Here is a 24,368-nt window from a genome sequence, read left to right on the forward strand (position 1 = left end):
AGCTACCCGCGGGAGGGGCTGCGGAAGGGGGCCCTTCTCGGGCGGGCTCCGGAGGGCTACCCTCCGCCCGCGACGCCGCGCGCCGGGTAGAGCGCGACCGCCTCCGGATCGATCACGAAGTCGACCTCGTCGTCGATCCCCGCGCCGAGGGCGGCGAGCTGCGCGGGGGAGAGGTCGGCCGCGATGCCGGCGGCGCGCACCCGCACGAGGTCGCCGCGCCGCTCGAGGTCGCGGATGCGGGCGCGGACGCGGCCGGCGGCGGGCGATCCCGGCAGGGCCGGCGCGACCGTCACGGAGGCCGGCCGGAACGCGGCCGCGGCCCGCGCGCCCGCGGCGACGGAGCCCGCCGCCCGCAGCTCCACGCCGTCGTCCGTCCGCAGCCCGGTGCCGGTCGCCGTGCCCGTCAGCAGATTGAGCGCGGCGAGCTCCGCGGTGAAGGGGCTCTGCGGGCGCTCCAGCACCTCGTGGGTGGGGCCGTCCTCGATCACGCGACCGCCATGCAGCACCACGACGCGGTCGGCCAGCGTGTAGGCGTCGAGCACGTCGTGGGTGATCAGGATCGTGGTCCGCCCGGGCAGGACGCGGCGGAGCATCCGCCGCAGCAGCGGGGCGACCGCGACGTCCAGGGCCGCCATCGGCTCGTCGAGCAGCAGCAGCTCCGGACTCGGTGCGAGCGCCCGGGCGAGCGCCACCCGCTGCGCCTGCCCGCCCGAGAGCTGTGCCGGGCGGCGGTCGGCGAGGTCGACGGCATCGACGGCCTCGAGCCAGGTGCGCGCGGTCTCGGCCGCGGCGGAGCGTCCGGCGCCGGTGCTCCGTGGCCCGAAGGCGACGTTGTCGAGCACGCTGAGGTGCGGGAAGAGCAGCGGGTCCTGGGCGAGCAGCGCGACACTGCGGCGGTGCGGCGGCAGGTGCAGGCGGCGAGCGGCGTCGAACAGGGTCGCTCCGGCCAGGACCGCGCGTCCGTCGTCGGCGCGGAGGAGGCCGGCGAGCAGCCCGACGAGCGTGGACTTGCCGGCGCCGTTCGGGCCGAGGACGGCCGTGGTCGTCCCGGTCTCGACCCGCAGCGCGACGTCGACGCCGCGGGCGTGCAGCCGCGCGTCGATCTCGAGCGTCACGGACGCACCTCCGCTCGGGCGGCGCGCGGCCGCCGATGCGCGAGCCCGATCACGAGGACGGCGACGACGACCAGCACCAGCGAGAGGGCGACCGCGGCGTCCGGATCGGTCTCGCGCTGCAGGTAGATCTCGAGCGGGAGGGTGCGGGTCACGCCCTGCAGGCTGCCCGCGAAGGTCAGCGTCGCGCCGAACTCGCCGAGCGCGCGGGCGAAGGAGAGGATCGCGCCGGAGAGCAGCCCGGGCAGGATCAGAGGGAGGGTGACCCGGCGCAGCACGGTCGAGGGCCGGGCGCCGAGGGTCGCGGCGACGCTCTCGTAGCGGTCGCCGGCCGAGCGGAGCGCCCCCTCGAGGCTGAGCACGAGGAACGGGAGGGCGACGAAGGTCTGCGCGAGGATCACCGCGGTGGTGGAGAACGCGATCCGGATCCCGAGCGCCTCGAGGGCGCCGCCGAGCAGGCCGAGCCGGCCGAAGGTGTAGAGCAGGGCGATGCCGCCGACGACCGGGGGCAGCACGAGCGGGAGCAGCACGAGGGCGCGCACCAGGCCCTGGCCGGGGAAGGAGGTGCGTGCGAGCGTCAGTGCCATCGGCACGCCGATCACGACGCAGAGTGCGGTGGCGGCGGCGGCGGTGCGCAGACTCAGCAGGAGCGCCGCGATCGAGGAGTCCGAGGTGATCAGCGGGACGAACCCGGCCCAGTCGACGCGGGAGAGGACGCCGACCAGCGGCAGCAGGACGAAGGCACCGCCGACGACCGCGACGGCGACGACCCAGCGGGGGACTCCGGCGGAGAGCGTCACCGGCCGGCGGGTCACGGGCGAGCGGGTCACGGGCGAGCGGGTCACGCCTTCCCGCTCGGGGTCTCCACCACGACCATCGTCGCCTTGACGATCGCGATCGCGGGCGAGCCCGGCTCGAGGCCGAGCTCGCGGACGGCCTCGGCGGACATCAGCGAGACGACGCGGTGCGGGCCGCACTGCAGCTCGACCTGCGCCATCACGGTGTCGGAGACGACCTCGGTGACGATGCCGACGAAGCGGTTGCGCGCCGAGCGGCCCACCTCGCTCGGGTCGACGGGGAGGATCGCGTTCTGCCGGGCGAGCCGGGCGAGGTCGAGCCCCTCGACGACGCTGCGGCCGGCGGCGTCCTTGCTGCTCGCGAGGGTGCCGTTCTCGATCCAGCGGCGGACGGTGTCGTCGCTGACGCCGAGGTAGTCGGCGGCGTTCCTGATCCGGATCTGCGGCATGGTCAGGGTGCTCCTGTCTCGGGGGCCCCGAATCCTGCAGCCGCGAGGACACGGCGGCCCTCGTCACCGGCGACGTACGCGGTGAAGGCGGCGGCGAGGTCCGGGTTCGCGGAGCCGGCGACCGGGGCGATCGGGTAGGTGTTCACGGCCTGCGACGATTCGGGGAACTCGATGCCGGTCACCGCGTCGCCGGCGGCGGCGACGTCGGTGACGTAGACCAGGCCGGCGTCGGCCTCCCCCGAGGTGACCTTGCCGAGGACGTCGGTGACCGACGACTCCTCGCTGACCGGCTGGAGGTCGACGCCGGTCGCGGTCTCCACGGTGACCGTCGCCGCGCCGCACGGGACCTGCGCCGCGCAGACGACCGTCTTCACGCCCTCGCGGGCGAGGTCGGCGAACGAGGCGATGCCCGCCGGGTTGGCCGGCGGGACGGCGATCTCGAGGGTGTTGGTCGCGAAGTCGACGGGCTCGCCCTCGATGAGGTCGGCGTCGGTGAGCTTCGCCATGTTCTTCTCGTCGGCCGAGGCGAACACGTCGGCGGGCGCGCCGTTGGTGATCTGGGTCACCAGGTCGGAGGAGCCGGCGAAGGTGAGCTCGACGGCGGTACCCGGGTGCTCGGCCTCGAAGGCCGTCGCGATCTCGGTGAAGGTGCTTTTCAGCGACGCGGCGGCGTAGACGGTGATCGATCCGGAGAGCGCGCCCGGGGAGCCGGTCGGGGCGGGCGCCGCGGAAGCGGAGCAGCCCGTCAGCGCGAGGACCGCGGCTGCGGCGGCGAGGGCCGCCGCGGCGGTGCGGGGGAGTGGCATGGGAGAGACCTTCCGGCGCGCGGGTGCGGGGAGGTTCTCCGCATTCGCGTCTTCAGGATCACTCTACTGCCGCAGAACGGGAAGCACCTGCTGAGCGAGCGGCCCGCGGAGCGGGCGTTCCGAGACCCTCGCGTCCGGTAGGGCGGGGTCTCGATACGCCGCCGTCGGCGGCTGCTCGACCAGCATGAGCTGCTCGCCCGGCGGGGTGGGTCCACCGCGAAGACGCGCCCCCGCCTTGGACGGTGCTCGCGCCCCTCCCGCAGGCTCAGTGCTGCGGCGCCAGTACGTCCGCGTAGCGCTCGGCCGGGTCGAGGGCGAGGCCGGGCTTCACCGCGCGGGCGGTGTCGTCGGCGAGGACCTCGGCGGCGCCGCGCTCGAGGCCGTCGAGGGCGGCCGTCACGATCGCCTCGGGGCTCGACTTCGGAGCGTCCGACCACGAGGCCATGTCGGTGTCGACGAGGCCCATGTGCAGGCCGAGCACATGGGTGCCCTGCGGGGCGAGGGCCAGGCGCAGGCCGTCGGTGACGCTCCAGGCCGCGGCCTTGGACATCGAGTACGACTCCGAGCCCGGGAACGAGACGAAGGCCGACACGGAGAGCACGTTGAGCACGGCGCCGCCACCCGCGCGGCCGAGGCTCCCGGCGAAGGCGCGCGCGAGCATCAGGGGCGCGAAGGCGTTGGTCTCGACGGTGCGGCGGATCTCGTCGAGGTCGCCGGCGATGAAGTCGACGGTGGGGGCGATGCCGGCGTTGTTGACGACGATCGACACGTCGCCGAGGGCCGCTGCGAGCTCGGCGATGCGGTCCTGATCGGTCACGTCGAGCGCGATCGGCACGACGCCCGGCGCGGCGGCGATCGTCGAGGCGTCGCGCGCCGCGGCGTAGACGGTGCGGGCGCCGCGGGCCGTCAGCTGCCGGACGAACTCGGCGCCGATGCCGCGGTTGGCGCCGGTCACGAGCACGACGGAGTCCTGGATCTGCATGGGAGTGCCTTTCTGTAGTGGACGATAAAGAACTGCTGCGGGGCACGCTAGCACGTTCCGTAGCGACTGTTATAGAATCGGAGCATGGCAGGACGACCGAGGGGCTTCGACCGCGACGAGGCGCTCGATACGGCGATGCGCCGCTTCTGGAGCGACGGCTACGACGAGACGACGGTCGCCGTGCTCACTCGCGAGATCGGCATCTCGGCGCCGAGCCTCTACGCGGCCTTCGGCGACAAGGACGAGCTCTTCCGGGCCGCGGCGAGCTGCTACGCCGACACCGCCGACGCCGCCCTCGCCCGGCTCCTCGACGCGCCGACGGCCTGGGACGCGCTGGCCGCCGTCGTCCGCTCGAGCGCCGCGGGCTACTCCGACCCGGGCACGCCCTCCGGCTGCTTCGTGCTGAGCGAACCGCGCCTCGCTGAGCGCCGCCGTTCGATGGAGGACGTCATCGCCGCCCGCATCGAGCGGGGAATCGCGGAGCGGGATGTGCCGGCCGGCACCGACGCGGCGCGGACGGCGGCCTTCGTCGTCGCGGTGCTGACGGGGATGTCGACGCAGGCCCGCGACGGCGGCAGCGCCGAGCGCGTCGCCGAGATCGGCGAGCTCGCCCTCGCGGCGCTGCCCCGCTCGTGACCGCCGCGCCAGGGAGCGCCCGGCAGCACCTCGCCGCCGCCGCCGATCTCGCCCGCCGGCACCTGGAGCATCCGGAGCGCGCCGCCGCGCTGGACCTGCGGCTGCACCGGGTCACGGCGCCGACCTCGCTGGTCTACACGCGCTTCCCGCCGACGCTGAGCCTCGTCCTCTCCGGCCGCAAGCGCTCGATCGTCGGCGACTCGGACGAGCAGTGGGGCGCCGGCCGCTTCCTGATCACGCCGGTCGACCTGCCGGTGATCGCGGCCGTCGTCGAGACCGGCGAGCAGGGCGACTTCGTCTCGGCCAATTGGCACCTCGATCCGGTGCTCGTCGCCGAGGTCGCCGGGCTCGTCGCGCACCGCCCCGCCGCGGCGATCCCGGAACGGATCGGCACGATCACCCCGGAGCTCGCCGACGCGCTGCACCGCCTGTTCCGGCTCCTCGACGCGCCCGAGGAGATCCCGGTGCTCGGGCCGGCGGTGTCGCGCGAGCTGGTGCTCCGCCTGCTGCAGAGCGACCAGGCGCCGCGCCTGCTGTCGGCGTCGTCCGCCGTCCGCTCGGCCGCGGTGACCCGGGCGGTCGACGCGATGACCGCCGCTCTCGCGCACGGCTGGACGCTCGACGCGCTGGCCGCGGAGGCGAGCACGAGCGTGCCGACGCTCACTCGGCGGTTCCGCGAGCTGACCGGGATGTCCCCGCTCGGCTACCTGCGCCGACTGCGGCTGGGCGAGGCGCGGCGTCTCCTGCTGGTGCGCGGCGAGACGGCCGCGGGCGCGGCGGCGGCCGTCGGCTACGCGAGCGCGTCGCACTTCGGCCGCGACTACCGCCGTGCATACGAGACGACCCCCGCCGCCGACGCCGCCCTGCACCCGGGCCGGCTGGTGCAGGTCGACTGACCTGCTCCCCGGCGACGGCTCCGGTCAGCGCCGCGCGCCGACGATACCGCCGTCGACCAGCAGGGTCGTGCCGTGCACGTAGGACGCCTCGTCGGTCGCGAGCCAGCGCACGGCCTGGGCGATCTCGTCCGGGCGGCCGGGGCGGCCGGCAGGGGTCGGGGCGGTCATCGCGTCGAGGATCGCCGAGGCGTGCTCGTTGCCGGGGGTGAGCGTCGCGCCGGGGGCGACCGCGACGACGCGCACGCCGTCCGCGCCGTACTCCGCCGCCCAGGCTCGAGTCAGGTGGTCGAGCGCGGCCTTGGTCGCCGGGTAGAGGGCGGTGCCGAGAGTGCCGACGCGCCCCATCCACGAGGTGATGTTGATGATCACGCCGGAGCCGCGCTCGGCCATCGTCGGCGCGATCGCTCCGACGAGCTGGTGCGGAACCCGGATGTTGGTGACGAGTAGCGCGTCGACGTCGGCGTCGCTCAGCTCGGCGGTCGGGCCGACGGGGAACACGCCGGCGTTGTTGACGAGCACGTCGATCCGGCCGCCGAGCAGGCGCAGCGCCTCGGCGGCGACGGCGCGGGTAGCGTCGGGCGTGCCTCCGAGGTCGGCGACGAGCACGGAGGCGGTGCCGCCGGCCGCGGTGATCGCCTGCGCGACCGCCTCGGTGCGCGCGCGGTCGCGGCCGTGCACGAGGACGTGCGCGCCGGACGAGGCGAGCCGGTGCGCGATGGCCTCGCCGAGCCCGCTGGAGGAGCCGGTGACGAGGGCGGTGCGTCCGGCGAGCCGGTCGTCCGTGAGGAGGGGGACTGTGGTGGTGTCGGTCATGGATCCAGCCTCGCGGCGGGGGCCGACGGCGGGTGTCCCGATCGGATCGAGGGCTGTCGCGATCCGATCACGGAGCCGCCCCTGGTTCGGACGTCTGCTGATCGGGCAGCCCCTGCATGCTGATCGAGTAGCCCGCCACGCGGGCGGATCGAGCGGAGGGGGCGCCTCCGGCGCCAGCGCAGGGCGGGTAAGAGACCGACGTCCTTGGGGTGGGTGGGTCTCGATACGCCCCTGCGGGGCTACTCGACCAGCATTTTTGCGGGCGTCCCTTCCATGTAGATCCACCGTGCGGGCCTGGGCGGGTCTCGATACGCCCCCCGGGTCTGCTCGACCAGCATGTGCGGGCCGGGAGCGCACGCCTGCATCGCGCGCGCTTCCTGCTGATCGAGTAGCCCGCCTCGCGGGCGTATCGAGATCCACCGTCGTCAGAACGGCGCGGGAACGTCGATGAAGCGGGGCTTCGGCGGTGGGTCTGGCGGTCGGCCGGGGAGCGGGGGCGGGCGGTTGCTGATCCGCCGACCGGTCGGGCTCGTCCAGACGATCGTCCCGTCACCGCTCCCGATGTACGTCCACTGGTCGCCGTGCCGCAGATGGTGATGCGAAGTGCAGAGCGAGACGAGGTTCTCCAAGGACGTCTCTCCGCCGTTGCGCCATTCGAGGGTGTGGTCGGCCTCGCTGGTCGCGGCGGGGCGGGTGCAGCCGGCGAAGCGGCAGGTCTGGTCCCGCAGTTGCAGGTGCAGGCGCATCTGCGGCGGCGGGACACGGTGGGTGCGGCCCACGGAGACGACCGCGCCGGTGTCCGGATCGGTGAGGACCCGGGTGAAGGAGGCGGCGGTGCGGACCAGCTCGCGGGCGATCGGCGCGGGGACGGGTCCGTAGCCGTCGAGGTCCGCGGGTGCGTCGTCCAGGCCGACTGCGGTGGAGGCGGCGAGGGTCAGCCGGACTTCGGCGCGCACTCCGGGGACGAAGGTCGGGTCCGGCTGGTGCTCGGGGTCGGGTGTCGTTCCTGCGATGTCGCCGTCGCAGAGGAGATCGACGGCCGCGTCGGCGCTGAGCTGCTGCAGGGTGCGCGGATCGCCGTCGTCGCGGAGGGTGCGGGCGATGCGGCGCAGCCGGTCGTACGCGCCCGTCACCGCCGGCGCGGGAGCGTGGACGCAGAGCGTGGCCATGCCGTCGACATCGGGTGTGATCCAGACCGCGCGGTCCAGCGTGGCGCGGGCGTGGCGCTCGCTCAGGGGCTGCTCGTGCAGCTCTTCGCGCCAGCGACTCAGGGCGCGGCGCAGCTGGGTCGTCGTCAGCGTGAGCGCGGCGTCGGCCGCGCGCTCGTCGAGTGCAGCGCGGGAGGCCTCAGGGAGACTGCTCGCCGTCCTGCAGATCGCCTCGCCGACCTCCCAGAGGATCCGGCCGTCGCGGAGCAGCGCACGGGTGAGCGGCAGGTGCTCCATCAGCATCTGCGCGGTCTCGAGCCGTCGGCAGACCTCCCGCTCGGACACGCCGAGCGTCACCGCGAGCTCGGCACGGATGGAGCGCTCGACGAGATCGCGGGTCTCGCTCCGGGAGGCGCCGCGGGCGAACGCTTCCGGGACGGTGAGGGCGACGCGGTAGCCGCGGTGGATGCGTTCTGCGGCTCTCAGGCGCGTCGGGGACGCGGCGCGCTCAGCGGACGCGGCGTCGTAGAAGCAGTCGCGCACCTCCGCGAGTGCTGCCGCGTTCTCATCTTCTGACATACGCGTATTGAAGCAGGAGATACCGACACCGGAGTCGGAACCATGGGCTGATCGGGGACAACGCCGTCGGATCGCGAGTGTGGAGGAGGCTCGCTCCCGGATGCCTTGGTGATGGTGGGTCTCGATACGCCGCCGGAGGCGGCTACTCGACCAGCATGCACGGGTCGCCGGAGGCGGCTACTCGACCAGCATGAGGAGGCGCCGGTGGCGGCTCCTCGACCAGCATGAGGAGGCGCCGGAGGCGGCTACTCGACCGGCATGAAGCCCACGACCCGCATCGCGGCTGCGGACGGCGACCCCACCCTGATCGAGCAGCCCGCGGAGCGGGCGTATCGAGATCCACCGTGCTGAGCTGGGCGGGTCTCGATACGCCCCTCCGGGGCTACTCGACCAGCATGAACGGCGCCGGAGGCGGCTGCTCGACCAGCATGAACGGCGCAGGAGGCGGCTGCTCGACCGGCACGAAGGGCGGCGAGGGCGAGAAGGAGGGCGGCCGAGGCGGCTACTCGGCCGGCGCGGGGGCACGCCCGCGGACCGCGGCGACGACGGCCGCGACCGCGCGGTCGACGCTCGCCGCGCGGGCGACGGCGTCCTCCTGCTCGGAGTCGTGGACGAAGGCCGTCGTGCCGCGGACCGCGCCGCAGTAGTCGACGACGCCGTGCTCGATCTGGGTACGCAGGGACTGCTCGTAGCCGTGCCGCTCGTACACCCCGGCGCTGTCGCCGGCGATCGGCACGAGGTGGACGGTGAGCCCGCCGAGCTTCCGGCGCATCCCGTCGGCCGGGTCGATCTCGAAGGCCCAGCCGTTGACGAAGACACGGTCGATCCAGCCCTTCAGCAGCGCCGGCATCGACCACCAGTAGACGGGGAAGACCAGCACGAGGTGCTCGGCGGCGTCGAGCCTGCGCTGCTCGCTCGCGACGTCGGCCGGGTACTCGCCCGCGACGCGGTAGCTGTGCCGGTCGGCCGCACTGAAGCGCGGGTCGAAGCCCTCCGCGGCGAGATCCGCGAGCTCGGCCGGCGGCAGCTCCTCCGCGAGCCGTCGGGCCAGAGCGAGGGTGAACGAGTCCCGATCGGGGTGGGCGGCGACGATGAGCGCGGTCATCCGTCCATCCAAGCGCAGCCGGCCGGCTCGGCGTGCGGCGATCCGGCGTGCGACGATGCGCCATGCGACAGCACGACCGCGGAGGAGACCGATGACCGACCCGGACCCGCAGGAGGTGCTGCACCGCGACGGCAGCCTCCGCGCTCGCGGCGCCACGCTCGAGGGTGAGCTGCACGGGTACTGGGAGTGGTTCCGCCTGGACGGCACCCGCCTGCGCAGCGGGTCGTTCGACCGCGGGCGCCAGGTCGGAGTCTGGACCACCTACGACCGCACCGGCGCTCCCCACAGGGAGACCCGCTTCGGCGACTGAGGGTGCTGCGCCTCGGATCGCGCGTCTCAGGACCCGCCGCGCGCCAGGACACCGGTGACGAGCAGCTGCACGAGGGCGTCCGTGTCGTAGCGCGGGTCGCCCGCGCCGCCGAGGCAGAGGTTGCCGATGCCGCGCAGCAGACCGTACGCCTGGACGGGCGGGGCGTCCGGCGCGATCGCCGCGTCGAGCAGCGTCGCGCAGACCGGCACCAGCCGATCGACGAAGAACGCGTGCAGGGCGTCCGAGCCGGCGCCGTCGCCCTGCAGCGCATCGGGCAGACCGTGCTTGGTCACCAGGAAGTCGACGAACAGCGCCAGCCACTCGCGCAGCGCCGCCTCGGGGGAGTCGCTCTCGGCGAGGAGTCGCGGCCCGGCCTCGGCGCAGGCCTCGACCTGGTGCCGGTAGACGGCGACCACGAGGTCGGCCCGGGTGGGGAAGTGCCGGTAGATCGTGCCCGTGCCCACGCCGGCGCGCGTCGCGATCTCGCGGACCGGGGCGTCGACGCCGGACTCGACGAAGACCGTCGCGGCCGCGTCGAGGAGCGCCTGCGAGTCGCGCCGAGGTCGGCCGACGCGGGGGACTGCCGAGCCGGTGCCGCCATGATCCGTCACTGCCGCTCCTCCTCCGAACGCTCCGCTTGCTTAACGGAACAGCGCTCCGTATTGTTGCGGAACGTTGCTCCGATAACCAGTATCGCAGAGCGCGGACCGGAAGGCACCAGCATGACCAGCACCGTCCCCACCTCTCTCCCCGAAGCACTCCCCGAAGCACTCCCCGAAGCACTACCCGTCGTCTCGGTCGCCCCCGTCGAGCTCGACGCTCCCGGCCGTCCCGTCCCGCTCACCGTGCGGATCTCCGCCCCGGCGACCGGCACGGACCTCCCCGTCGTGCTCTTCTCGCACGGCAACGGCTGGAACCACGACGGCTACGCGCCGCTCACCGCTTTCTGGGCCTCGCGCGGCTTCGTCGTGATCCAGCCGACGCACCTCGACTCGAGGCGTCACGGCTTCGGCTTCGACCATCCCGTCTTCCCGACGATCGGGGAGCAGCGGATCGCCGATCTCATCCGCGTGCTCGACCGGCTCGACGTCCTCGAGGCGGCCGTGCCCGGTCTCGCCGGCCGGGTCGACTCGAGCCGCATCGCGGTCGCCGGGCACTCCTGGGGCGCGCAGACGGCGCAGTCGCTGCTCGGCGCCCGCATCGTCGAGGAGGACGGCTCGCTCAGCGCCGACCGCTCGGACGGGCGGGTGCGCGCCGGCGTCCTTCTCGCCGCGACGGGGGTCGCCGGCGACGACCTCGAGCCGTTCGCGCAGACGGCCTTCCCCTTCCTCCGCCCCTCCTTCGCGCAGCTGAGCACGCCGACCCTCGTCGTCGCGGGCGACCGCGATCAGTCGCGGCTCTCCCGGCGCGGGCCGGACTGGTTCACCGACGCCTTCACGCAGAGCCCGGGCGCGACCGACCTGCTCACCCTGCACGGCGGCGAGCACTCACTCGGCGGCATCGTCGGCGAGGAGGTCGCCGAGACGACGGATGCGGATCCCGCGCGCCTGAGCGCGATCCAGCAGCTGACCACGGCCTACCTCCGCACCGCGCTCGGCGTCGACGCGAGCAGCTGGACCGCCGCGCGCGCGGCGTTCCACGAGGACGGAGCGGTCGGCCGCATCGACAGCAAGTGATGCCGCCCACTGCCGCCGGGCGTCAGTCCTTCGCCGCCGCGGCCCCTCCGGCGAGGTCGTCCTCCGTCGGCTCGGTCACCCCGATCGTGCTGACGATCGGCATCGTGCCCGTCCGCGCGAGCGGCTCCTCGGCGGTCGGCGCCGGCTCCGGTTGCGGGGAGCGGCGCGCCCGGACCGGCGCCACCGCGCGGACGACCGGAGTGCGCAGCCGCCGGTACGCGATGCGGCCGAGGGTGACGCCGCCCGCGAGCCCGATCGCGATCATGCCCGCCTGGAGCAGCAGCTCGATCCCGCCCTCGGGGCCGCGACCGGAGGTGAGGTCGAGCACGCCGCGGTAGAGGGTGAGGCCGGGGAGCAGCGGCACGATGCCGCAGGCCGTGGTCACCACGGCGGGCACGCGCCAGCGCTCGGCCAGGGTCTCGCCGAGCAGGCCGATCACGATCGCGGGCACGGCGCTGGCGAGCAGCGGCGCGGCGCCCAGCCCGCTCAGCGCGTCGGAGGCGACCCATGCTCCAGCACCGGTGAGCGCGGCGACGAGCGCCGGCCGCGGGGGAGTGTGCGACGAGAGCGCCCAGGCTCCCGCGGCGATGCCCGCGCCGATCACCTGCACGCTGGCCGGCCAGGGGCGGGCGTAGGAGTCGACCAGCACCAGCTCGACGCCGAGGGTGCGCGCGCCGTCGAGCACGGCGGCGATGCCGACGACGATGCCGAGGGTCAGCAGCCCGACCTCGAGCAGCCGGCCGCCGGCCGTGATCGGGAAGCCGTTGATGGCGTCGTCCGCCGCTCCGACGAAGGAGAGCCCGGCGAGCAGCACGACGACCCCGGAGGCGACCACCAGTGCCGGCGGCAGCACGGCGAACTCGACCGGCAGCTGCGGCACGACCGCGAGCAGCAGCACCGCGACGCCGGTCGCGAGCGCGGCTCCGGCGATCTGCTGGAAGAAGGCGGGCAGCCCCCAGCGGCCGAGCAGCTGGTTGACGCCGTCGATCGCGGCGGTCGTGAGCGCGGCGAGGAGGACGATGAGCGGCCCGCCGCCGAGCAGGATCGCGACGCCCGCGGCCATCACCGCGAGGGTGAGCGTCACGACGCTCCGCCGGTAGCGGTGAGGCTGGACGAGGATCGCGTCGAGCCGCTCGTGCGCCGCCTCGAACTGCTGCCGGGCCTCGTCGCGCGCGGCCGTCGAGTCGACGGTGTCGGCGACCCGCACCTCGGGGGAGCCGTCGGTGATCGCGGTGACCAGCGTCGTCACGCGGGCGAGCCGCTCGTAGTCGGCGCTGCGGGAGGCGACGACGCGCAGCACGCTCACGCTGGGCGAGTCCTCGCTGCCGTCGTGCACGACCAGGATCGAGGTGAAGGTGAGGTCGACCTGCACCTCGATGCCGTAGGCGCGGCAGACCCGCTCGATGGTCTCGGTGACCTCCGCGGCCGCGGACCCCAGCGAGAGCAGGGTCTCGCCGAGCCGCACCGCCAGCTCGAGCACGCCGCGCACGGTCTGCTCGGCGAGGACGGCGCGCTGCGAGCGCCGGCTCACCGGCGCGGCGGGGCGCTGGCCGCTCAGCGTGCCGACGAGCTGCCGGAGGAGTCGCTGCTGGAAGGGTCGAGGAGAGGGCACCCCCCGAGCGTACGGAAGACCACCGTCACCGGAGGACCGGCTCCGGAGGAGCGCCATCGCAGGCTCGGCGCCGCAGGACCTGAGTCGCAGGACCGGCGCCGCACCGCTTTCACCAGGGCACCACCTCGCCGCGGAAGTCGCGGTAGGCGATCCCGGGCGTGCCGAGGCGGCCGATCAGCACGTCGACCACCTTCGGCACGTTCTCCTCGATCGTGAACGGCGCGTCGTCGCCACCGAGCGCGGTCCGGATCCAGCCCGGCGCGATCAGGACGATCGCCCGGCCCGTGCCGGACTGCCGCACCGCGAAGCTCTTCAGGAACTGGTTGAGCGCCGCCTTGCTGCCGCGGTAGACCTCCCGCCCGCCGCCGGTGTTGTTCGCGATGCTGCCCTGCCCCGACGACATCGCGCCGATCAGGCCGTCGCCAGCGACGAGGTCCTGCAGCGTCTCGATCACGCGCATCGGACTGAGCGCGTTGGTGACGAAGACCTCGACGAAGTCCTCCGTCGAGACCCGGCCGATGGGGGTGTCCTCGCTCGTCGTGGTGCCGGCGTTCACGAAGAGCAGGTCGAGCCCGCGACCCGTCAGGCGCTCCCGAAGCGCCCGCGTCCCCTCCTCGTCGGTGATGTCGAGCCGCTCGATCGCCAGGCGGTCCGCGCCGACCTCGTCCTGGAGCTCGTGCAGAGGGGTGCGCCGGCCGGGATCGCGGACGGTGCCGATCACGTCCCAGCCGCGGCCGAGGAACTCCGCTGCGAGGGCGTGGCCCAGCCCGCGGGAGGCTCCGACGAGGAGGGCGGTGCGGGCGGTGCCGGACGGGGGAGTCGGTGTGGTCGATGTCGTGGTCATCACGTCACTCTCACCCTGCCGCAGGTCGATCCGCGCGGTCTGTCAGCGAACCGTGCGCTGCGCGGCGCCGGTTCTCAGAGTCGGGCAGGCGGACCCGTGGTCACCGGGAGTCCCGCCACCGCTCCCAGCATCGGAAGAGCTGGAACAGTCCAGCGAGAGCCGTGACGACCCCCGCCAGCACCAGGATCAGCGTGAGCGGCTCAAGGGACCCGCCGATCTGCTCCCGATCCGCAGAAACTCCGGCCTCCAGTAAGTGCTGAACGGCGAGAGCGGCGAGCAAGGTCCCTACGACGACGAGCGCGATGCCCGCTAGCACTCTCATAAGTCGACCGGTGTCATGTCGGGTTGCACAGTGCTGCAGCGGTCGCAGCGTAACCGACGTCCGGCCGCCATGAATCGAGGTTCCACGGGGTCTTGAAGTACACGGCGTTAGCCAAGTGGCAGACGAGCTGGTCGTGGAACTTCGCGCCCTCATAGCTCGAAGGCACGAGAGCGTCGTATGCAGGCAGCCCTGTGCTTCGCGGCATTCTCCCCCAGTTGATATTCGGAGCCGGGGTCACGGACACGACATTCTTCGCAGTTGCCATATCGATGTTCAGGGTGACATTCGAGTAGAGGGAGTTGCCACCGAAGTCTTGCGTCGGGTCTGCGACGATCGGGTACTCGAACGAGTCGGTCGTGTGATCCACAACCTGCGTCAACGTGCTGCCGGAGACCTCGTAATGAGTGGGCACCGAGGTTCCTGCGGCATCGATCGCCCAGGGTTCTAGAAAGTACCCCACCATGTCCTGGCCCCGCCATATCGTCACTCCGCCGTCGTCGGCCTGCTTCAGGGTACCGACGTCGCTGTAGCCGTAGCTGTAGCGCGATGGCGCCCGTGGACTGTCAAGGATTGAAACGAAGGTGACTGAATCGTCGGAATTCGCGAGGACGACCGTGGTGGACTCGTCTCCATTCCGATAGGTGATACCTGCGCCGGACGTCCCGGACTGGACGGCCGAATCGGCTGCGGGCAGTGCGACACTCGCAGTGATGTCACCCACGGTGATGGTCACTCCGTCCTTCGCGTCCTGGGGTGTTCTGACCGAACCCGACGGCAGGGCCAACACGGCGCCATCAGGCATGGCTGTCACGCGCGAAGGCTCGGCCAGCTCGATGACGTCCGGCGCAACAGCCGCGATGATAGCGGTGGATGCGCTCGGCGCCTCTTTCGCTTCGACGGTGGAGGCGTCGAGAAGTGCACTGCCGCTGGCTGATACCAGAATTGCAACGGCTACTGCAGTCCCTAGCTTCTTTACATGGGGCAAAGATATCCCTTTCGATTTCAACTCTGGGGAGAGTCCTCGAGAACCACCTCGGTGTGGTTCTTGCAAGGGAATAGTGCACCTGCGTCTCGTGGGAATCAAACGCGTTCGCTGTACGTCGGGTATCTCGCGCCAGGACGCCATGGTCAGCCGGCGTGTGAACGGCACTGTCGGGGCGCGGGCATGCAGGCGGGGAGGCCTCGGGTCTGGTCCCGCACGAGGAGGCCTAGGTGCCTCCGAGGAGGCGGATGTGCGCCAGACCGGACGGACGGCTTCGGGTCACGGCCCGACGGTGATCGGCCCCGAGGCGCCCGGTGGGCTACTCGACCAGCACAGAGGGCGGTGCGCGTCGATCGAGGTTCGCGGGCTGCTCCACCGGGGTCAGGAGGCGAGGCTGCCGCCCAGCCTCCTGACGGCGGTGGGTCTCGATACGCCCCTGCGGGGCTGCTCGACCAGCAAGAACGGGTGACCGACCGGCAGCGGCTGCGCAGGTGCTCAAAATCGTTGCTGGGGCGACGTTCGGGCCGTCGTGTCGCGCCAGAGCGGCCCCTCGGGCCATCCGCTCCCAGGTCTGCTCCGAATCATGCGTACACATCAACCTCACGACCGGAGCCCGCATGCTCGCCACCGCCACCGCCACCGCCACCACTACCGCCGCCCGCCGCTCGCGGACCGTCCTCGCGCTCGCCCTGCCGCTGCTCCCGCCCGACTCCGACCGGATGCTCGTCATCCGATCGGCGTCGGGCGACGACCGCGCGTTCGCCGAGATCGTCCGACGGCACACCTCTCTGCTGCGCGCGACGGCGCTGCGCCTCCTGCGTGCCTCGAGCGAGGCGGACGACGTGGTGCAGGAGACGTTCCTCGCCGCCTGGACGCACATGGACAGCGTGATCGACGGCGAGACGATCGTCGGCTGGCTGCTGACCACGGTGCGCCGGCGCTGCTACGACCGGCTGCGCTCGAGCGACCACCAGAACCGCGCCGAGCTGGAGCAGGACCTGCCCGAGTCGCTCGACCACTGCCCGACCGCGGTGTCGGAGCGCGCGGCGCTCGTCGCTGAGGCGCGCGCCGTGCTCGGCCGGATGCCCGAGCTGCAGCGCCGCTGCTGGGAGCTCCGCCAGCTGCAGCAGCGCAGCTACGACGACATCGGCGCCGAGCTCGGCGTCAGCGCGACCGTCGTCCGCGGGCAGCTCTCCCGAGCCCGCCTGCTGATGGAGGCCACGCTCTCGCACTGGCGCTGAGGCTTCGAAGCGCGCCCCGCGGGCGGTCGATTCGTCGCGGACGGCTCTCGCCGACGCGCTGAGGGAGCCGTTCGTGACGGGTCGATCGGCGGATCGCCGCGGCTTCGGGGAGGGGCGGACTCGGCTCAGGACGGATTCGGCGGTTAGCGTGGAGGGCATGGAACCCAGCTTCGGAGCCCTGCTCACCGGTCTCGTGATCAACCTCTTCTGGTTCGCGCTCGTCCTCGTCGCGGTCTACTTCGTCGTCCGGGCGGCGGTGACGAGCGCGCTGCGGCGGGCCGGAGTCATCACTCCGGCGAGCGCCGCCGCCCTCGATCGCGAGGACGAGGCGCACCGCCGCGCGATCGAGGACGAGCGGCGTCCGGAGGCCTGACCCCGGCGCACGTGAGCCCGGCGCACCTGAGCCCGGCGCACCTGAGCCCGGCGCACCCGAGCCCGGCGCACCCGAACCCGGCGCACCGCCGCGGCCTCAGCTCCCGAGGATCGCGAGCACCGTCGACAGGATCCCACAGACGGCGCCGGTGCCGACCAGGATCAGGCCGGTCAGCCGCAGCGCCCGCACCGGATCCGCGCGCCGGTGCAGCCGGATCCGCTCCGGGTCCTCCTCGCGGTAGTAGACCTCCCGCTGGTCCGAGCCGACCGGCGTCAGCGGGTCGTCGGCGGCGAGCGGCCGCGAGCGGACCTCGCCCGCGCGGGTGACCCAGTGCAGAGCGCGCGGGGGACCGTCCTCGAGATAGGCGGTCGTCGTCGACCACCGCCCGTCGATCAGCAGCCCCACGAACGCCGCGAACAGGAACAGCAGCCCCAGCGGGAGCGTGATGAGGGAGAGGGCCTCCAGGATCGTCTCCAGCACCGGTCGCCTCCCTCACGGATCCGCTGACGAGCGTACCGGGCCGAACCGGCGCCGGCTGTGCCGTGCGGCCACCGTTCCCCGCCGATGCCGGGCGGGCGGCAACGCTTCCGTACACTGGCGGGCGACCGCGGCTGCTTCGCTGCGGGGCGGATCGACGAGCTGCGGGGGTGGCGTGGACCGATGGCGACGACGGGTGGCGCACGGCACGGACGGCTCAGGCCGCGCTCGGGCGTTCGGACCCTGCTCCGCGGCGCTGCCGCCGCCGTCGCGGTCCTCGCGGTGAGCGGCGCCTGCCTGGTCGGGATCGCGACGGCGAGCATCACGAGCAACGTCGCCGGCAACGCGGTCGAACTCGGGATCGCGCCGTCCGCGGAGCCGCGGGCCGTGCAGCTCGGTGCGATCGAGGGCGGCTTCAACGTGCTCATCGTGGGCACCGACAACGACGCGGTGCAGGGCGACGCCTTCGGGGTCCGCGACGGCACGCTCAACGACGTCACGATCCTGCTGCACGTCTCCGCCGACCACCGCAGCGCCACGGTGATCAGTTTCCCGCGCGACCTCGTCCTGGACCGACCGGCCTGCACCGATCCGGAGACCGGCGAGGTCACGGAGGCGACCGCCGACGTCCCGCTGAACTCCGCGTTCGGGGCCGGCGGGCTCTCCTGCGTCAACGACACGGTGCAGCAGTTCACCGGCCTGACCGTGCCGTATGCGGGCTGGGTCTCCTTCAACGGCGTGATCGAGATGAGCAACGCCGTCGGGGGAGTGCCGATCTGCCTCACCGGGCCGATCCGCGACACCGACTCCGGGCTCGACCTGCCCGCCGGCACCAGCACCGTCTCGGGAGCGACCGCGCTCGCGTTCCTGCGCACCCGGCACGGCGTCGGCGACGAGAGCGACCTCAGCCGGATCTCCTCGCAGCAGCAGTACCTCGCCTCGCTGATGCGCACGGTCCGCTCGGCGGACACGCTGTCGAACGTCCCCGCCCTCTACGGACTCGCGCAGGCGGTGTCCTCGAACGTGCACCTCTCCACCACGCTGACGAACCCGTCGACGATGATCTCGCTCGCGCTGGCCCTCGAGGACGTCGACCTCGCGCAGATGGTGTTCGTGCAGTACCCGGCGCTGGACGACCCTGACCGGCCGGGCAAGGTCGTGCCGGACACCGTGCTCGGCGGCGAGCTGATGGCGCGGGTGCTGAACGACGAGCCGGTCGTGCTCGCGTCGACGCCCGCGGAGGAGCAGCCCGCTCCGCCGGTCGAAGCGGGCGCCTCCGCTCCTGCGGCGACCGACCCCGCCGCCGCGCAGCCCGCTCCGGAACCGCTCGACGCCCCCGGGCAGACCGCCGCCGAGGAGACCTGCGCCGTCCCGTCGGAGTGACGCGCGGGACCGGCCGCGAGCGGGTCCTCAGGCCGTCGCGTCCGCGCCGGTGTCCCGCACGTTCCTGACGACGCGGGCCGGGGCGCCGACGACGACCGCTCCCGCCGGGACGTCCTTCGTGACGACCGCGGCGGCGGCGATCACCGCGTCGTCGCCGACCGTGACGCCGGCGAGCAGGACGGCCTTCGCGCCGATCCAGACGTTCGAGCCGACGACGATCGGAGCGGGGTGCAGGTCGCCGCGGCGCGCCGGATCCAGGTCGTGGTTCAGGGTCGCGAAGACGACGTCGTGCCCGATGAGGCAGTCGTCGCCGATCGTGATGCCGCCCTGGTCCTGGAAGGCGCAGCCGGAGTTGATGAAGACCCGGGCGCCGATCCGGAGGTTGCGGCCGAAGTCGGCGCGCAGCGGCGGGAAGAGGGTCACCGACTCGTCGATCGGCCGGCCGGTCAGCTCCGCGAGCAGCTCGCGCACGCGCTCCGGCGGGTGGTAGCCGCTGTTCAGCTCGCCGGTGATGCGCAGCGCCTCCTGGCTCGCCGCGTGCAGGACGGCGTGCAGCGGGGAGCCGCCCTCGATCGTCCGCCGCGCGTCGAACGCGGCGATCAGGTCGTCCAGGTCCAGGTCCGGGTCCGGGTCCATGTCGTCGTCCTCTCCTCGGGTCCGCCCAGGCTAGGAGCGCCGGGCGCACGGCTGGGACTCCCTGCCGGGGCACCCCTGCCGCGGGTCGGCCCGCCGTCCGCCGTCACGCCTCCATGAGGCGTCCCTCGACGGTCGAGACGTCCCGCTGGAACGGGCTGCCTCGACCGCTCGGGGACGCCTCGCGCGTCACGCCCCGACGCCGCGGGGGAGACTCCGCTCCAGGAGGGTGGCCCGGCGGGCGGCCAGGGCGAGTGCGAGCAGCACGGCGGCGATGACGGCGAGCGGCAGGACCACCCGGGCGGCCGGGACGTCCGTGAGCACCGTCGCGCCGAGTGCGTCGACGGCGGTCAGCAGCGCCGACAGACCGACCAGCAGGAGGACCGACATCACGGCCGCCACCCGACCGCGCCAGGGCACGACCGCGAGGACCCCGAGCGCCGCCACCGGCCCCGCCGTCGACAGGTCGGGACCGAGCCAGCCAGCCGCCGCGGCGACGAGCGCGATGCTCAACTCTGTGGCGGAGGCGAGCAGGGCGGTGACCCGTGCGGCGCCGGTCCGGGCGGCGAGGGCGAGGCCGAGGGCGGTCGCGAAGAGCGCCCCGGCGAGGAAGGAGGGGTTGGTGAACGGTCCGATCGCACCGGGGTAGCTGACACCGGGGGACCAGTTGACGACGGCGTAGAAGACGAAGAACGCCGTGGCGAGGGCGAGGGGGACAATCGTCGACGAAGAGCGCCCGGGAGCGGATCGGAGGCGGTGGCGCAGACCGCCGACCGCGAGAGTGATCCGCTGCCCGATGCCCGGGCCGCGGTGCCCGCGGTCGTCGGCCTCGTCGAGCAGGATGCCCAGCAGGACCTCGCCGTGCTCGTCGCGCCAGGCGGCCGGGTACCAGCGCAGCGCGCGGCGGAAGCGGTCGGTGCGCCGCGCGTCCTCGTTCGTCGTCATGCCGTTCTCCTTCATCGAGTGGTCGGGTCAGAGCGCGGCGGACGGCGAGAGCCCGAGGTTGATCCGCGCCCGCACGGCGCTCGCCTCCATCCGGGCGACCTCCGCGCCGAGTGCGGATCGGCCGCTGTCCGTCAGCCGGAAGTAGCGGCGCACGCGGCCGGTGATCCGCTCGTCGCCGTCGGTTGCGATCAGGCCCGCCGACCCCAGTCGCTCGAGCGCCGCGTAGAGCGTGGTCACCCGCAGCCGCACGCGGCCCTCCGACTGCTCCTCGATCTCCTGCAGCAGCGCGTAGCCGTGGCGGCGCCCGAGAGCGAGCGCGGTCAGGATCCAGAAGGTCGTCTCTCGCATCTCCTCGGGCACGGGCGACACCATACTTCAACGGGAGGAGTATCGGGCGGCCGTCACTCCCGTCGGTCGTCTCCCGGGGCCGGCGAGGCCGCGAGGAACGCGCCGCGCTCCTCGAGAAGCCGACGCAGGTGTCGCGCGAGGACGAGCCGCTCGGCGATCCGGCCGAGGACGCCGAAGGGCGCGCGGAAGGTGAGCCGGTCGGTCATCACCGAGCCGCTGCCGTCCGGCTCGAAGCGGTGCTCGTGCCGGAAGGAGCGGAACGGGCCGCGGGTCTGCTCGTCCGTGAAGGAGTGCGGCGCGTCGAGGGCGGTGATCCGGCTGGTCAGCCGCAGGCGGACGCCGAAGTGACGGGCCCGCCAGGTCACCTCCTCGCCGAGGCCGATCCGGCCGCTGACCACCCCGGCGACCGCGCGCTCACCGGCCGCGGCCTGCGACTCCGTGTGCAGGTCGATGCTCCGCGCGCGGTCGAACAGGTCGTCGACCGACCGCTGGGAGCGGGTGACGACCTCGACCGACGCGACCATGACTCGATCATGGCGCAGTGCTGTCATGGCGCCGTGCCGTCATGGTGCAGGGCCGTGATGGTGCAGTGCCGTCCTGGTGCAGGTCCGTGATGGCGCGCGGCTCGAGGTCGCCGCGCGCGGTCGGTCCGGACGGTCAGCCCGTCGGGACCACCGGGACGAGGAAGCCGCCGGGGACGTCGGCGTCCGGCTCCCGGTACTCGTCGGGGAGGGTGAAGTCCGCGGTCCCGATCGAGGAGACGGTGAAGACGTCGGAGTCCCTCGTGCCGACGAGGAAGAGCGAGTACACCCGGGTGCCGTCCTCGAGGGTGCGCACGAGGCCGCCGGGGGAGGTCGACCGCTCACCTCGGGGGGAGACGACGACCGTCTCGCCGGGCGTGCTCGCGAGAGACGCCCGGTCGATCCCCGCCGTCGGGACGCCGTCGCGGCAGTCCGTGCCGAAGCCGGTGTCGACGACCGCTTCGCAGAAGCGCGTCTCGCCGTCGGGGCTCACGTGCAGGTCGCCCGTGGCTCCGAAGAGCGCCGGCTCCGGTTCCGAGGAGCACCCGGAGAGCAGCAGCGCGACCGCGAAGGCGACCGCCAGTGCGCCGCCCGTCCCTCGCGCGATCGAGCTCCGCCGGTCAGTGGAAGTTCAGCGTGGACGGCGACGGCGCCTTCCACGCCTCCGACCGGTACGCGAGCGGATCGTGCGGCGCCCGCGGGGGCTCGCCGAAGGGGTCGACCGGCAGCTCGGCCGGAGTCCTCGAGACGGCGCTGCGCAGCGCCGCGGCGAGGGATCGGAGGCGATGGATCACGGCTTTCACGGCGTTCTCCCGTTCTCCGGTCAGGACTGACCGTCACGGTCGACGCTACCGGGATCCTGCGACATCGCGCTCGTCGACTCTCCGCGCCTCGGCGGCTCTCCGCGGCGCGTCCGCCGGGCCGGACGGGTCTGCCGCCCGTGGCGAGCACAGGCGAGCGCCGTGCTGCCGTCCAGGTGGTGCTCCCCGGGGGTGCGCCGGGCGCTCACGCCGGCGAGCTCGCCGGTCTCCTCGTCCGGGAGACCGCCGAGGACAGCGCGGCGTCGCCGGTTTCGTCGATGTCGCGGCCGCCGAGTGCGTCACCCGTGCGGTCAGCCGGTGCGCTCCCAGTGGTCGCGGCCGCTCCGGCGCCACTGCTGGCGGGGGCCGTCCGATTCCTGCGCGGTGTCCGTGAGCCACAGGGTGCTGTCCGGGGCCCAGCCGGCGATCACGGAGGCGAAGCCGTCGTCGACCGGGATCAGCCGGGTCGCGCTCGAGAGGTAGCCGAGCGCGGTGAGGTGCACGGCGTCCCACTCGGCGGCGACGCGCTGCCAGTCCGGGATCAGCCAGCGGCCCTCCCCGCCGGTCACCCGGTACCAGTCGTGCCGGCGGGAGGCGGTGACCTCGGCCGGGAAGGCGCGGCAGAGCGCGGCCCAGTCCTCGGCGCTGCCGATCTCGAGCGTGCGGCCGGCGCCGGTCACCGGGACCACGGTCGCGGTGTCGAGACCGGCGGCGTCCTCGACCAGCCCCAGCAGATCCTCGATCCGGGACTGCGTGCGCAGCAGCCGGAGGGGGAGCGACCACCACGAGCCGGAGAAGCTCGCGGCTGGGTCGGCCGGGCGCTCGCGCGCGGACTGCTCCTCGTCGGCGCGGCGGGCGGCGGACCACTCGTTCAGGAGCGCGGCGGCGCCGGTCGGAAGCGGGCGGGCGGTGTCGGGGCGCCAGTCGACGGCCCACTGCTCCCGGGTGGCGGGGCTCGTCCACGTCGCCGCGGCCGGGGAGGCGAGCACGCGCTCGGCGACAGGGAGCAGCGCGGCGCGGAGCTCCGGCAGTGCGGCGAGGACGTCCTCGGCGTCGGGCTCCTGCCAGGAGTACGCGACGTCGACGCTCCTGCGGAACGCGGCGCGGACGGCGTCGTCCTCCGCGAGGGTCGGCGGGAGTGCCGCGATCATCGCGGCGAGGCTCTCGGGAGTGGGGACCGGCAGATCGCGCGCGTGCGCGCCGTCCTCGGAGGCGTAGAGCAGGACCGACTCCCCGCCGCCGCCCGAGGCGTGCGCGAGCAGGAACGCCGCAGTGTGCAGCGCGGGATCCGCCGCCGTCGCGTACTCCCAGCAGAGGCGGCGCCCCCGGGGTCCGCTGAGGAGGACGTCGGCTGCAGCACTCATGTGCCCACTATGCCCGGCGGCGCCGCCGAGGCGTCCCCGAACGGTCGAGGCGTCCCGGAGCAGGTGGACGTCTCGACGGTTCGAGGACGCCTCGACTGCCGCCGGTGCGGGCGTCAGGCATCGGGGTTCATCCAGAACGGGGAGTAGTGGTAGCCGTCGGGGTCGTCGAACTGGCGCTGGTACATGAACGGGTACTCGTCGGTGTCGCCGATGCGGCCGCCCGCGGCGCCGGCGCGCTCGGTCAGCTCGTCGACGGCCTCACGGCTGCCGAGGTCGAAGGAGACGGTCATCTTGGACGGGGTGTCCGGGCCGCCGATCAGCTCCTCGGTGCCGCCGACACTCGCGTACATCTCGCGGCTGCTGAGCATCACGTACTGCTCGGGCGCGATCGCGAAGCAGGCGACGTTCTCGTTCGACATCGCCTCGTTGCGGCTCCAGCCGAGGGCGGTGTAGAAGGCGGTGGCGCGCTCGACGCTCGCGACGGGGCAGGAGAGGTAGAGGCTCATGCGGGCAACACTGCCCAGAAGCGCGCGGCACGACAAGAGGCGGAGGAGGATCCACGCCCGGAGCGACCGCCGGGCGTCTGGCAGAGTGCTGGCATGCCCTCTCCGCAGACCCTGACCGAGGAGGACCGCCGGCTCGTCGCCGCCTGGGCCGCCGACTGCGCCGAGCGGGTCCTGCCGCTCTTCGAGGCGGAGGCCCCCGACGACGACCGGGCCCGGGACGGGATCGCCCGGGCACGTGCCTTCGCCCGCGGCGAGCTGAGCGCGGCCGGGGAGATCCGGCGCCGCTTCGAGGCGGGCCGGGCGTCGCAGTCGGCGACGTCGCCCGCGGCGAAGGCGGCGGCCTGGTCGGCGGGGCAGGCGTCCGGAGTCGCGCACCTGGGCGCGCACGCCCTCGGCGCCGCGGCGTTCGCGGCGAAGGCGGCCGAGCTGGCCGACCCGGGGCACGGCGGCGCGGCCGAGATCGACCGGCAGCTGGCGGGGATGAGCGCCCCGGTGCGGACGGCCCTGGCGCGCCTGCCGCTGCTCGGCGAGGACCCGTCCGGTCCGCTCGGGCCGGGACTGCTGGCCTCCGGCGCGCTCGGCGCGTTCATCCGCACGCTGCAGGCGGCGCTCGCCGCGGGGGACGATCGGTAGCGAGGGACTCGGCGGCGGGGTCTCCGCCCGGCCAGCCGCACCGGAGCCTCAGCCCCTTGGGCGCAGTCGACACCG

General features: G+C 73.7%; 29 protein-coding genes. 8 read left to right on the plus strand and 21 right to left on the minus strand.

The window, feature by feature from the left end; genetic code table 11:
• Nucleotides 1–56 precede the first annotated feature (56 nt).
• The 5 genes from EDF35_RS10520 to EDF35_RS10540 all read right to left on the minus strand — a co-directional run bounded on the left by EDF35_RS10520 (nucleotide 57) and on the right by EDF35_RS10540 (nucleotide 4,146).
• Nucleotides 57–1,115, minus strand: a complete 1,059-nt coding sequence (locus EDF35_RS10520; RefSeq protein WP_133962286.1) for an ABC transporter ATP-binding protein — start codon at nucleotides 1,113–1,115, stop codon at nucleotides 57–59.
• Nucleotides 1,112–1,912, minus strand: a complete 801-nt coding sequence (locus EDF35_RS10525; protein ID WP_208323065.1) for an ABC transporter permease — start codon at nucleotides 1,910–1,912, stop codon at nucleotides 1,112–1,114. The genes EDF35_RS10520 and EDF35_RS10525 overlap by 4 nt, the downstream gene beginning before the upstream one ends.
• A 41-nt stretch (nucleotides 1,913–1,953) precedes the next feature.
• Nucleotides 1,954–2,358: a TOBE domain-containing protein gene (locus EDF35_RS10530; RefSeq protein WP_123703707.1), complete on the minus strand. Its 405-nt coding sequence runs from the start codon at nucleotides 2,356–2,358 to the stop codon at nucleotides 1,954–1,956.
• Nucleotides 2,359–2,360: 2 nt separating this feature from the next.
• Nucleotides 2,361–3,164, minus strand: coding sequence for a molybdate ABC transporter substrate-binding protein (gene modA / locus EDF35_RS10535; RefSeq protein ID WP_133962287.1), 804 nt, complete (start codon nucleotides 3,162–3,164; stop codon nucleotides 2,361–2,363).
• A 265-nt stretch (nucleotides 3,165–3,429) separates the two neighbouring features.
• Complete coding sequence (locus EDF35_RS10540; protein WP_133962288.1) at nucleotides 3,430–4,146, minus strand: SDR family oxidoreductase; 717 nt, start codon at nucleotides 4,144–4,146, stop codon at nucleotides 3,430–3,432.
• Nucleotides 4,147–4,230: 84 nt separating this feature from the next.
• Here EDF35_RS10540 and EDF35_RS10545 point away from each other — a divergent pair, with 84 nt between their 5' ends.
• Together EDF35_RS10545 and EDF35_RS10550 are read left to right on the plus strand one after the other, a co-directional pair.
• Nucleotides 4,231–4,782 carry a TetR/AcrR family transcriptional regulator gene (locus EDF35_RS10545; protein ID WP_123732358.1) on the plus strand — a complete coding sequence of 184 codons (552 nt, stop codon included), beginning with the start codon at nucleotides 4,231–4,233 and terminating at the stop codon, nucleotides 4,780–4,782.
• Nucleotides 4,779–5,678 (plus strand): AraC family transcriptional regulator, encoded by a 900-nt coding sequence (locus EDF35_RS10550; protein WP_133962289.1) that lies wholly within the window; start codon nucleotides 4,779–4,781, stop codon nucleotides 5,676–5,678. Before EDF35_RS10545 ends, EDF35_RS10550 begins: the two co-directional genes overlap by 4 nt.
• A 24-nt stretch (nucleotides 5,679–5,702) precedes the next feature.
• On the opposite strand, the gene EDF35_RS10555 is transcribed toward EDF35_RS10550, so the two are convergent.
• The 3 genes from EDF35_RS10555 to EDF35_RS10565 form a co-directional block, all read right to left on the minus strand.
• A complete protein-coding gene (locus EDF35_RS10555) occupies nucleotides 5,703–6,491 on the minus strand; it encodes an SDR family NAD(P)-dependent oxidoreductase (protein ID WP_133962290.1) in 789 nt (262 codons plus the stop codon).
• A gap of 425 nt (nucleotides 6,492–6,916) precedes the next feature.
• The gene (locus tag EDF35_RS10560) at nucleotides 6,917–8,218 is read right to left on the minus strand and encodes an HNH endonuclease signature motif containing protein (RefSeq protein ID WP_133962291.1); all 1,302 of its coding nucleotides are present in this window, start codon (nucleotides 8,216–8,218) and stop codon (nucleotides 6,917–6,919) included.
• Nucleotides 8,219–8,720: 502 nt separating this feature from the next.
• On the minus strand, nucleotides 8,721–9,323 hold the full coding sequence (locus EDF35_RS10565) for an NAD(P)H-dependent oxidoreductase (RefSeq protein ID WP_133962292.1): 603 nt from the start codon (nucleotides 9,321–9,323) through the stop codon (nucleotides 8,721–8,723).
• 91 nt (nucleotides 9,324–9,414) lie between these two features.
• On the opposite strand from EDF35_RS10565, the gene EDF35_RS10570 reads away from it, so the two are divergent.
• On the plus strand, nucleotides 9,415–9,633 hold the full coding sequence (locus tag EDF35_RS10570) for a hypothetical protein (RefSeq protein ID WP_133962293.1): 219 nt from the start codon (nucleotides 9,415–9,417) through the stop codon (nucleotides 9,631–9,633).
• 26 nt (nucleotides 9,634–9,659) lie between these two features.
• On the opposite strand, the gene EDF35_RS10575 is transcribed toward EDF35_RS10570, so the two are convergent.
• Nucleotides 9,660–10,244: a TetR/AcrR family transcriptional regulator gene (locus EDF35_RS10575; protein ID WP_133962294.1), complete on the minus strand. Its 585-nt coding sequence runs from the start codon at nucleotides 10,242–10,244 to the stop codon at nucleotides 9,660–9,662.
• A gap of 111 nt (nucleotides 10,245–10,355) precedes the next feature.
• Here EDF35_RS10575 and EDF35_RS10580 point away from each other — a divergent pair, with 111 nt between their 5' ends.
• Complete coding sequence (locus EDF35_RS10580; RefSeq protein WP_133962295.1) at nucleotides 10,356–11,309, plus strand: alpha/beta fold hydrolase; 954 nt, start codon at nucleotides 10,356–10,358, stop codon at nucleotides 11,307–11,309.
• Nucleotides 11,310–11,331: 22 nt separating this feature from the next.
• Here EDF35_RS10580 and EDF35_RS10585 read toward each other — a convergent pair whose 3' ends face one another.
• From EDF35_RS10585 to EDF35_RS10595, 3 genes are all read right to left on the minus strand, one after another.
• Nucleotides 11,332–12,921, minus strand: coding sequence for a threonine/serine exporter family protein (locus EDF35_RS10585; protein WP_166674070.1), 1,590 nt, complete (start codon nucleotides 12,919–12,921; stop codon nucleotides 11,332–11,334).
• 109 nt (nucleotides 12,922–13,030) lie between these two features.
• Entirely contained in the window at nucleotides 13,031–13,765 is a 735-nt protein-coding gene (locus EDF35_RS10590; protein WP_133962297.1) for an SDR family NAD(P)-dependent oxidoreductase, read from the minus strand.
• Nucleotides 13,766–14,100: 335 nt separating this feature from the next.
• Nucleotides 14,101–15,093 carry a DUF2599 domain-containing protein gene (locus tag EDF35_RS10595; protein WP_166674071.1) on the minus strand — a complete coding sequence of 331 codons (993 nt, stop codon included), beginning with the start codon at nucleotides 15,091–15,093 and terminating at the stop codon, nucleotides 14,101–14,103.
• Nucleotides 15,094–15,686: 593 nt separating this feature from the next.
• Between EDF35_RS10595 and EDF35_RS10600 the strand changes: the two genes are divergently transcribed.
• Together EDF35_RS10600 and EDF35_RS10605 are read left to right on the plus strand one after the other, a co-directional pair.
• Nucleotides 15,687–16,310: a sigma-70 family RNA polymerase sigma factor gene (locus tag EDF35_RS10600; protein ID WP_133962299.1), complete on the plus strand. Its 624-nt coding sequence runs from the start codon at nucleotides 15,687–15,689 to the stop codon at nucleotides 16,308–16,310.
• 157 nt (nucleotides 16,311–16,467) lie between these two features.
• The gene (locus EDF35_RS10605; RefSeq protein WP_123703738.1) at nucleotides 16,468–16,683 is read left to right on the plus strand and encodes a hypothetical protein; all 216 of its coding nucleotides are present in this window, start codon (nucleotides 16,468–16,470) and stop codon (nucleotides 16,681–16,683) included.
• A 96-nt stretch (nucleotides 16,684–16,779) separates the two neighbouring features.
• Here EDF35_RS10605 and EDF35_RS10610 read toward each other — a convergent pair whose 3' ends face one another.
• Entirely contained in the window at nucleotides 16,780–17,163 is a 384-nt protein-coding gene (locus EDF35_RS10610) for a hypothetical protein (protein ID WP_127886561.1), read from the minus strand.
• Between the two features lie 180 nt (nucleotides 17,164–17,343).
• Here EDF35_RS10610 and EDF35_RS10615 point away from each other — a divergent pair, with 180 nt between their 5' ends.
• Entirely contained in the window at nucleotides 17,344–18,543 is a 1,200-nt protein-coding gene (locus EDF35_RS10615; protein WP_166674072.1) for an LCP family protein, read from the plus strand.
• Between the two features lie 27 nt (nucleotides 18,544–18,570).
• Here EDF35_RS10615 and EDF35_RS10620 read toward each other — a convergent pair whose 3' ends face one another.
• The 8 genes from EDF35_RS10620 to EDF35_RS10655 form a co-directional block, all read right to left on the minus strand.
• Nucleotides 18,571–19,179, minus strand: a complete 609-nt coding sequence (locus tag EDF35_RS10620; protein WP_243839925.1) for a DapH/DapD/GlmU-related protein — start codon at nucleotides 19,177–19,179, stop codon at nucleotides 18,571–18,573.
• A 186-nt stretch (nucleotides 19,180–19,365) separates the two neighbouring features.
• Nucleotides 19,366–20,121 carry a hypothetical protein gene (locus EDF35_RS10625; RefSeq protein WP_133962301.1) on the minus strand — a complete coding sequence of 252 codons (756 nt, stop codon included), beginning with the start codon at nucleotides 20,119–20,121 and terminating at the stop codon, nucleotides 19,366–19,368.
• Nucleotides 20,122–20,148: 27 nt separating this feature from the next.
• Nucleotides 20,149–20,481, minus strand: a complete 333-nt coding sequence (locus tag EDF35_RS10630; RefSeq protein WP_243839926.1) for a PadR family transcriptional regulator — start codon at nucleotides 20,479–20,481, stop codon at nucleotides 20,149–20,151.
• Nucleotides 20,482–20,522: 41 nt separating this feature from the next.
• Nucleotides 20,523–20,993, minus strand: a complete 471-nt coding sequence (locus EDF35_RS10635; protein WP_123732370.1) for an SRPBCC family protein — start codon at nucleotides 20,991–20,993, stop codon at nucleotides 20,523–20,525.
• A 133-nt stretch (nucleotides 20,994–21,126) separates the two neighbouring features.
• Nucleotides 21,127–21,483, minus strand: coding sequence for a hypothetical protein (locus EDF35_RS10640; protein WP_133962302.1), 357 nt, complete (start codon nucleotides 21,481–21,483; stop codon nucleotides 21,127–21,129).
• Between the two features lie 127 nt (nucleotides 21,484–21,610).
• A complete protein-coding gene (locus EDF35_RS10645; RefSeq protein WP_133962303.1) occupies nucleotides 21,611–21,793 on the minus strand; it encodes a hypothetical protein in 183 nt (60 codons plus the stop codon).
• 308 nt (nucleotides 21,794–22,101) lie between these two features.
• A complete protein-coding gene (locus tag EDF35_RS10650) occupies nucleotides 22,102–23,154 on the minus strand; it encodes a hypothetical protein (RefSeq protein ID WP_133962304.1) in 1,053 nt (350 codons plus the stop codon).
• A gap of 113 nt (nucleotides 23,155–23,267) precedes the next feature.
• Nucleotides 23,268–23,660 carry a VOC family protein gene (locus tag EDF35_RS10655; protein ID WP_133962305.1) on the minus strand — a complete coding sequence of 131 codons (393 nt, stop codon included), beginning with the start codon at nucleotides 23,658–23,660 and terminating at the stop codon, nucleotides 23,268–23,270.
• A gap of 93 nt (nucleotides 23,661–23,753) precedes the next feature.
• On the opposite strand from EDF35_RS10655, the gene EDF35_RS10660 reads away from it, so the two are divergent.
• Nucleotides 23,754–24,293, plus strand: a complete 540-nt coding sequence (locus EDF35_RS10660) for a putative immunity protein (RefSeq protein ID WP_133962306.1) — start codon at nucleotides 23,754–23,756, stop codon at nucleotides 24,291–24,293.
• Nucleotides 24,294–24,368: the final 75 nt, after the last annotated feature.

The sequence above is a fragment of the Rathayibacter sp. PhB151 genome, from assembly GCF_004366415.1.
Classification (GTDB): domain Bacteria; phylum Actinomycetota; class Actinomycetes; order Actinomycetales; family Microbacteriaceae; genus Rathayibacter; species Rathayibacter festucae.

Bases quoted from the DNA above. Each gene is read 5' to 3' on its own strand.
- EDF35_RS10530 (WP_123703707.1), bottom strand. From the start codon at position 2,358: ATGCCGCAGATCCGGATCAGGAACGCCGCCGACTACCTCGGCGTCAGC.
- modA (WP_133962287.1), bottom strand. From the start codon at position 3,164: ATGCCACTCCCCCGCACCGCCGCGGCGGCCCTCGCCGCCGCAGCCGCG.
- EDF35_RS10540 (WP_133962288.1), bottom strand. From the start codon at position 4,146: ATGCAGATCCAGGACTCCGTCGTGCTCGTGACCGGCGCCAACCGCGGC.
- EDF35_RS10545 (WP_123732358.1), top strand. From the start codon at position 4,231: ATGGCAGGACGACCGAGGGGCTTCGACCGCGACGAGGCGCTCGATACG.
- EDF35_RS10555 (WP_133962290.1), bottom strand. From the start codon at position 6,491: ATGACCGACACCACCACAGTCCCCCTCCTCACGGACGACCGGCTCGCC.
- EDF35_RS10560 (WP_133962291.1), bottom strand. From the start codon at position 8,218: ATGTCAGAAGATGAGAACGCGGCAGCACTCGCGGAGGTGCGCGACTGC.
- EDF35_RS10565 (WP_133962292.1), bottom strand. From the start codon at position 9,323: ATGACCGCGCTCATCGTCGCCGCCCACCCCGATCGGGACTCGTTCACC.
- EDF35_RS10570 (WP_133962293.1), top strand. From the start codon at position 9,415: ATGACCGACCCGGACCCGCAGGAGGTGCTGCACCGCGACGGCAGCCTC.
- EDF35_RS10580 (WP_133962295.1), top strand. From the start codon at position 10,356: ATGACCAGCACCGTCCCCACCTCTCTCCCCGAAGCACTCCCCGAAGCA.
- EDF35_RS10590 (WP_133962297.1), bottom strand. From the start codon at position 13,765: ATGACCACGACATCGACCACACCGACTCCCCCGTCCGGCACCGCCCGC.
- EDF35_RS10600 (WP_133962299.1), top strand. From the start codon at position 15,687: ATGCTCGCCACCGCCACCGCCACCGCCACCACTACCGCCGCCCGCCGC.
- EDF35_RS10605 (WP_123703738.1), top strand. From the start codon at position 16,468: ATGGAACCCAGCTTCGGAGCCCTGCTCACCGGTCTCGTGATCAACCTC.
- EDF35_RS10615 (WP_166674072.1), top strand. From the start codon at position 17,344: ATGGCGACGACGGGTGGCGCACGGCACGGACGGCTCAGGCCGCGCTCG.
- EDF35_RS10620 (WP_243839925.1), bottom strand. From the start codon at position 19,179: ATGGACCCGGACCCGGACCTGGACCTGGACGACCTGATCGCCGCGTTC.
- EDF35_RS10625 (WP_133962301.1), bottom strand. From the start codon at position 20,121: ATGACGACGAACGAGGACGCGCGGCGCACCGACCGCTTCCGCCGCGCG.
- EDF35_RS10635 (WP_123732370.1), bottom strand. From the start codon at position 20,993: ATGGTCGCGTCGGTCGAGGTCGTCACCCGCTCCCAGCGGTCGGTCGAC.
- EDF35_RS10650 (WP_133962304.1), bottom strand. From the start codon at position 23,154: ATGAGTGCTGCAGCCGACGTCCTCCTCAGCGGACCCCGGGGGCGCCGC.
- EDF35_RS10655 (WP_133962305.1), bottom strand. From the start codon at position 23,660: ATGAGCCTCTACCTCTCCTGCCCCGTCGCGAGCGTCGAGCGCGCCACC.
- EDF35_RS10660 (WP_133962306.1), top strand. From the start codon at position 23,754: ATGCCCTCTCCGCAGACCCTGACCGAGGAGGACCGCCGGCTCGTCGCC.